5 protein-coding genes and 1 pseudogene are annotated in these 7,657 nt (G+C 31.4%); 5 read left to right on the forward strand and 1 reads right to left on the reverse strand.

The window, feature by feature from the left end:
- The 3 genes and pseudogenes from ACH2BP_RS12675 to ACH2BP_RS12685 all read left to right on the forward strand — a co-directional run.
- Nucleotides 1-263 (forward strand): annotated as a pseudogene (locus ACH2BP_RS12675) (hypothetical protein); the annotation flags it as partial.
- Nucleotides 264-478: 215 nt separating this feature from the next.
- Complete coding sequence (locus ACH2BP_RS12680; RefSeq protein ID WP_395060462.1) at nucleotides 479-1,087, forward strand: carboxypeptidase-like regulatory domain-containing protein; 609 nt, start codon at nucleotides 479-481, stop codon at nucleotides 1,085-1,087.
- A gap of 30 nt (nucleotides 1,088-1,117) precedes the next feature.
- Complete coding sequence (locus ACH2BP_RS12685; RefSeq protein WP_395060464.1) at nucleotides 1,118-2,953, forward strand: TonB-dependent receptor domain-containing protein; 1,836 nt, start codon at nucleotides 1,118-1,120, stop codon at nucleotides 2,951-2,953.
- 57 nt (nucleotides 2,954-3,010) lie between these two features.
- On the opposite strand, the gene ACH2BP_RS12690 is transcribed toward ACH2BP_RS12685, so the two are convergent.
- Entirely contained in the window at nucleotides 3,011-4,018 is a 1,008-nt protein-coding gene (locus ACH2BP_RS12690) for a 3-oxoacyl-ACP synthase III family protein (protein ID WP_395060466.1), read from the reverse strand.
- 103 nt (nucleotides 4,019-4,121) lie between these two features.
- On the opposite strand from ACH2BP_RS12690, the gene ACH2BP_RS12695 reads away from it, so the two are divergent.
- A complete protein-coding gene (locus ACH2BP_RS12695; RefSeq protein WP_395060468.1) occupies nucleotides 4,122-4,895 on the forward strand; it encodes a TSUP family transporter in 774 nt (257 codons plus the stop codon).
- Nucleotides 4,896-5,029: 134 nt separating this feature from the next.
- On the forward strand, nucleotides 5,030-7,444 hold the full coding sequence (locus ACH2BP_RS12700) for a prolyl oligopeptidase family serine peptidase (protein WP_395060470.1): 2,415 nt from the start codon (nucleotides 5,030-5,032) through the stop codon (nucleotides 7,442-7,444).
- Nucleotides 7,445-7,657: the final 213 nt, after the last annotated feature.

Raw genomic sequence — 7,657 nt, forward strand, 5'->3', positions numbered from 1 at the left:
AAGGTCAAGAAGCTTTTAAAGAAACACTTCATGATTGGTTTGAAAATAAAGACGAAGACAAATTGACATTAAAATCAACTTCTCAAATCAACGATTTAAAAATTAACGAAATACTTTATGAGCAATATTCTTGGAATCAGGAAAATAAGATAGCTTATACACCCGCAATTATTATAAATAATCATCTTTTCCCAAAGGAATATGATAGAAGCGATTTAATCTATTTTATAAATGATTTGGGAGATGATGAAGATATTAATTAATATATGAGCTTCAAACATATTTAAAACGCACTTTGCCCTTAAAAGATAATCCAAAATAAAAATAATAAAAGCCTCGACAACGTAAAATTGTCGAGGCTTTTTTATGTTAAACATTTCTTAAAAATGTAACGAAAAATTCCTTGCACAGTCTAGTAGATAATACTATTAGAATAGTTTTAAAGAAAATCATCAAAATCATCATCATCAAAAAAATTATGAAAATTAAAATTCTAATCCTTTTTACTTTATTCAATTTTACTTTTGTTAAAGCTCAAAATTCTGCGACTGAAACTAAAAAACTTGAAAACCTTTCTGGAAGTATTTCCGGAAAAGTAGTTGATAAAAAAACAAACGAAGCTATTCCTTACGCATCAGTAACTATAAAAAATGTTACAAAAGTTGTATCTGGAGGTATTACAAAAGAAAACGGAACCTTTACCATTGCAAACTTAGCATTTCAAGAACTAACTATCGAAGTTCAGTTTATGGGTTACAAAAAACAGGTTAGCAATGTTACTTTGACTCTTGAAAACAAAAATATTACTCTAAAAACAATAGCACTCGAAGAAGAATCTACACAACTTAATGAGGTTTCAATCGTAAAGGAACGTTCAAGTATCGAACAAAAAATAGATAGAAAAGTAGTAACTGTTGGTAAAGATTTAATCGCTTCTGGAACAACAGCATCTGAAATAATGAACAATATTCCTACAGTAAGTGTCGATCCACAAACCAAAGAATTGAGCTTGAGAGGAAATACTAATGTAAAAGTATTAGTAGATGGTAAACCTACAAATATTGATGCGACTCAATTATTGCAATAAATCCCTTCTTCATCTATCAAACAAATTGAATTGATTACAAATCCTTCGGCAAAATATAGTCCTGAAGGCATGAGTGGTATTATTAATATTATTTTACACAAAAACGCAAATACTGGTTTTAACGGAAGTATAAATACTGGTGTAACTTTTGGCGTAACACCTAAATTGAATACGGCTTTAAACCTAAACTATAAAGTAGGCAAAGTAAATATTTATAGTAATTATGGATTAAACCATGGAAAAAACAAAAATCATGGTTATATCAATAGTTTTAGACCCGAATTAGAAAATGAACAAAAATTTGAGTTTAATAATCTAAATACTTCTCATTTATTAAAATTAGGGTTAGATTATTATATAAATGATAAAAATACGTTCTCTATATATACCAATCAAAACATCACTAACGGAAGTGGTAATGGCTTGACTGATGTAAATTATATCAGTCCATCAAATAGCGATTCAAGCCAATTATTCAAATCGAAAACTGATAATAATACACAAACTTACGATTTAGACTTTAAACACGATTTTACTAAAAAAGGAGAAAATCTAGAATTTCAAGCGAATGTTTCTAGTACAAAAAATAAAGAAAATACTAATTATGATTTAACTGAATTCAATCCAACTAATAATTCAGATAGAACAAATATTGTTCATGGAAGAACGAATTACATTCAGTTTAATGCTGATTATGTAAATCCATTAACCGAAACTACAAAGTTAGAAATTGGTATAGAAACTAGAATACAAAATACAAAAAATAGCTTTGATGAATCGACTAGTAACCCTTCCATATTTAATTCGACAACGACCGATAACAACTTCACTTTCGACCGAAACATTAGCTCATTATATACTAACTACAGTAAAAAATGGGAAAAATGGAGCGGACAAGTTGGTGTTCGTATCGAAAATTATACAATAGATGGCGATTTTCACAGAATCGAAACTTCTGTAAATCCGACAACAAATTTTAGTGGAAACCAAACTATAAAAGACAATATTTTTTCAGTATATCCTTCAGCATTTTTTACTTATGCAGCTAGTGATAAAAATTCATTTAATTTTAATTATTCTAGACGTGTAGACAGGCCAAGTATTGGGCAAATTAGCCCAATTCGTGAATGGACTACTCCACTTGTAGAATCTAGAGGAAATCCAGAATTGCAACCACAATTTACCAATTCGTTTGAAGTAAATTATACACGCACTGCAAAAATTGGTTCTATCACTTCAGGTGTTTTTTACAGACAAATAAATAACGAAATTAGCCGAACAATCTATAAAAACCCAAGTAACAATAACCAAGATATTATTTCTTATGATAATTTTGATAATAACATTGCCTTTGGAGTTGAAGTTTCTTCAAATTTGAAATTAGCAAAATGGTGGTCTGTAAATGCCAGTACCGATGCTTATTTTAAAACCGTAAAAGGAACTGTACAAAATGCAAATACAGGTTTACAAGAAAAAGGTGAAGTTGATGTGGTGAGTTTCAATGTTCGTGCAAATCAAACTTTTACAGCTACAAAAAAACTGAAAATAAACTTATTCGGAATGTATCGTGGTCGTGATTTAGGATTACAATTTGAGAGAAGTCCGATGTATAAAGCGGACATAGGTGCTACTTATTCTATCTTGAAAGGGAAAGGAAGTATCACAGGAAGATTAAATGATATTTTCAATACCATGCATTTTCAGTTTGACGGAAGTATTCCTTATAAACAAGAAGGTGCTTTTTACTGGGAAAGTAGAACGATTTATGTAGGATTAAATTATATGTTTGGTGGTGGAAAAAATAAAGCACTACAACGCAAACAACGTGATGCCAACGAAACCCAAAGCGGTGGTGGATTATTATAAAAAGCAAAAAGCTCCAAAGAAATTTGGAGCTTTTTTTTATGAAAATATTTTAAATAATTACCACTTAATAATAGCACTTGCCCAAGTAAAACCTGAACCAAATGCAGCGAGAACAACCGTGTCGCCAGAATTAATTTTCCCTTGTTCCCAAGCTTCTGTCAAAGCAATAGGAATAGATGCTGCAGTAGTATTTCCGTATTTTTGAATGTTGTTAAAAACCTGATCGTCATTCAAACCAAATTTCTTTTGGATAAACTGAGAAATTCTCAAATTCGCTTGGTGCGGAATAAGCATATCTATATCAGAAACTTGCAAATTATTAGCTACTAAACCTTCATTTATCACTTCACTAAAACGAACTACAGCATGTTTAAACACAAATTGTCCGTTCATATAAGGAAAATAACTTTCGTCGTCTGGATTGTTATCGGCAATAATATCCGAAACCCAACGTCCGCCCATTCCGGGTGCTAAAACAGATAATTCTTTTGCATGTTCTCCTTCCGAATGTAAATGTGTAGATAAAATTCCTTTGGTCACATCTTCTTCTCTGCTTAAAACTGCTGCTCCTGCACCATCACCAAAAATAACCGAAACATTTCGACCACGAGTAGTCATATCTAAACCTAATGATTGCACTTCTGAAGCAACAACCAAAATGTTTTTATACATTCCTGTTTTTATAAACTGATCTGCAACAGACAAAGCATAAATGAATCCTGAACATTGGTTTCTTACATCTAATGCACCAATAGTTCTTAATCCTAACTCTTTTTGCAACGCTACTCCTGGACCTGGAAAATAATAATCGGGAGAAATGGTAGCAAAAACGATAAAATCTATGTCATCGTTAGCAATTCCTGAACGTTCAATGGCGATTTTTGCGGCTTTTACACCCATCGATGTCGTTGTGTCTTGTCCTCTTACAATATGCCTACGCTCTTGAATACCAGTTCGTTCCTGAATCCACTCATCATTTGTATCGATAATTTTTGCTAAATCATCGTTTGTAACTATATTGTCTGGAACATAATGACCTAGTCCAGTAATTTTAGAATGATACATGTTTTTATATTTTTATTAAAAATCAGTTTGCAAATTTACACTTATTGTAAAATTAAGCAATTAAAGTTAGTTAGTTTTACTTAATTTGTATAAATAAAAAGTTATGGATTATATTATTATTTGCATTTTTGCACTATTAGGTTCTGCTTTAACATTATTTTCGGGTTTTGGATTGGGAACAATTCTTCTACCGGTTTTTGGATTGTTCTTTCCAATTGAAATTGCAGTTGTACTTACTGCTTTAGTTCATTTTATGAATAATATTTTTAAGTTATTTCTCTTTGGAAAAAAAGCCAATAAAGAGGTCGTTTTTAAGTTTGGAATTCCAGCTATTTTATTTTCATTTCTTGGTGCTTATTTGTTAAAATTACTAACCCAAATGCAACCCTTATTTCAATATTCTATTTCTGAAAATTCATTTGAAATAATGCCTTTGAAACTTATTATTGGATTATTATTAATCATTTTTTCTTTGTTCGATTTTATCCCAAAGCTAAAAAACTTAGAATTCGATAAAAAACATTTATCTATTGGTGGTATTTTAAGCGGTTTTTTTGGCGGAATTTCTGGGCACCAAGGTGCATTACGAAGTGCTTTCTTAATTCGTTCCGGTTTAAACAAAGAAGCATTTATAGCCACAGGAGTTGTTATTGCTTGTTTGGTCGATGTTTCGAGATTGAGTATTTATATTACTAAAATAGTAAATGATGAACTTTCTCTAAATTACAAATTGGTTCTAATGGCAACACTTTCTGCATTTTTAGGCGTTTATTTCGGCAATAAATTATTACAAAAAACAACCTATAAATCTATACAGAATATAGTAGCGTTCATGTTACTTAGTTATGGTTTTTTACTAATTTTTGGAATTATTTAAACCTTTTTCAAAAGGTGCATTTTTATACAAGAAATGAATTTAACCACAATCCATCTACATAAAATCGTTAAACTTGACTTAATTTCTTTAAGTCAATATAAGTTTCCATTACTTTAGTATAAAATTAATAAAAAATGAAAATAACAACCACTTTACTCCTATTTATTGGCTTTAGTTTTACAACATTTGCTCAGGAAAATCTAAGTTATCAAAAACCATCAAAAGAAATTCTTGATTTAGCAGATTACGAACGAGCACCATCTGTTCTTATGGATACCAAAAAAGAATGGATGCTTCTCACCTATCGAAATACCTATAAAACTCTCGATGATTTAAATCAAGAAGAAATGCGTTTGGGTGGTTTACGTATAAATCCTACAACCAATATTTCGAGTACAGTAACCTATATTAACAACTTAAAAGTTCGAAAAATAAAAGACAAAACTGAAATTCAAGTTTCGGGTTTGCCACAAAATCCAAAATTAACCAATCTTTCTTGGTCTCCAGACGAGACTAAAGTTGCTTTCTCACACACAACAACAACTGGAGTAGAATTATGGTTACTCGATGTTGCAAATGCAAAAGCTACAAAACTAACCGATGCTACTGTAAATGCAAATCTTGGAAATCCTTTTAGTTGGTTTCGAGACGGCCAAGCTATTTTGGTTAAAATGTTACTCAAAAATAGAGCTACATTTGTAGATATTAAAAAAGATTTACCAAAAGGCCCAATTGTTTCTACTAGCGAAGGAAAAGTTTCTTCGAACCGTACATTTCAAGATTTACTAAAAAACAAAACGGACGAAACAAATTTCGAAAATTTAGTTACTTCCGAATTATATAAAATAACACTGTCAGGAAATACTACTTTATATAAAGCTGCCGATATGTTTACGGGTGAAAATTTTTCGCCAGACGGGAATTACCTTATGATAACTACTATCCAAAAACCGTTTTCATACATTGTTCCTCTAAGCCGTTTTCCTCAAAAAACGGTCGTGTATAATTTAGCTGGAATTGCAATAAAAACAGTAAACGAAGTACCTCTAACAGAAATTATGCCTAAAGGTTTTTCATCTGTTCGCAAAGGGAAACGTGGCATGAATTGGCGTTCAGATAAACCTGCCACACTTTATTATATTGAAGCACTAGACGAAGGTGATCAAGCTAAAAAGATTGATTTTAGAGATGAAATTTCTTTATGGGAAGCTCCGTTTACATCCAATCCAACTTCGTTACTAAAAACGCCACAACGATTTGCAGCAATAGTTTGGGGAAATGACAAAACAGCCATGGTATACGACGACTGGTATGACACTAGAAACACCAAAACTTATTTGATAAATCCATCAAATCCAAGTGAAGCACCAAAAGTTATTTCAGATAGAAACTCGCAAGATATTTACTCAGATCCAGGAAATTTTGAAACAATAAAAAACCAATACGGTCGTCAAGTTTTGGCAATAGAAAACGACAATGCTTTCTTGCTAGGAGATGGTTTTACAAAAAATGGCCAGTTCCCGTTTATTGATGAATTCAACATCAAAACATTAAAATCAAAAAGACTGTACCAATCGACATCAACAGACAAAAAAGAGGATTTATTATCTATTGAAGATTTCAAAAAAGGAGAAGTTTTGGTAATGATGCAATCTAAAAATGATTACCCAAATTATCATTTTAGAAACATAAAAAGCAAAGGAAAATTAACCCCTATTACAACTTTTGCAAATCCGTTTATAAGCATCAAAAACGTGTATAAAGAAGTTATCAAATACAAAAGAAAAGATGGTGTTGAATTGTCTGGAACTTTATATTTACCAGCAAATTATGACAGAAATAGTAAAAAAGAAAAATTACCATTGCTAATATGGGCTTATCCAGCTGAGTTTAAGGACAAAAATTCGGCAGGACAAAACGATAAAAACCCTAACGAGTTTACATTCCCAAATTATGGTTCGTTCGTGTATTGGGTTACAAAAGGATATGCCGTTCTTGACGATGCTGCTTTTCCAATTATCGGAGAAGGCAAGACAGAACCGAACGACACTTTTATCACACAATTGGTCTCTAATGCCGAAGCAGCTATTGATGCGGTAGATAATTTAGGATTCATCAATCGTAAAAAAGTAGCTGTGGGCGGACACTCATATGGTGCATTCATGACAGCTAACTTATTAACTCATTCTAACTTATTTGCTTGTGGAATAGCTCGAAGTGGTGCCTATAACAGAACGCTAACGCCTTTTGGATTTCAGAGTGAACAACGAAATTATTGGGAAAATCCTGAGATTTACAACAACATGTCTCCGTTCATGAATGCCGAAAAAATGAAAACTCCTTTATTACTTGTGCATGGGGAAGCAGATAATAATCCGGGAACTTTTACATTACAAACAGAACGATATTTTCAGGCTTTGAAAGGTCTTGGTGCTCCAACAAGAATGCTTATATTACCTAAAGAATCTCATGGATATGCTGCCAAAGAAAATATCATGCACTTACTTTGGGAACAAGATCAGTTTTTAGAAAAATATTTGAAGAATTAAATTTGAAGAATCTAAAACCCTGAAAATATTTTTTTTTAGGGTTTTATTTTTTTATTCAAAGTTTATAGTAATTTTCTAAATTTCGAATCTCTAAATCATAACTTAATTGTTCGTTTATTTAATATTAACCACAAAAACCATATCAGATAATTCATTTTTATTTTTAGTTCCTGTTAGCTTTTCCAATATTTTTTTTAAAACAAATCTGGGTTG

Origin of the sequence: Flavobacterium sp. (genome assembly GCF_043756175.1) — a bacterium.
In the GTDB taxonomy this organism is placed as follows: Bacteria; Bacteroidota; Bacteroidia; order Flavobacteriales; family Flavobacteriaceae; genus Flavobacterium.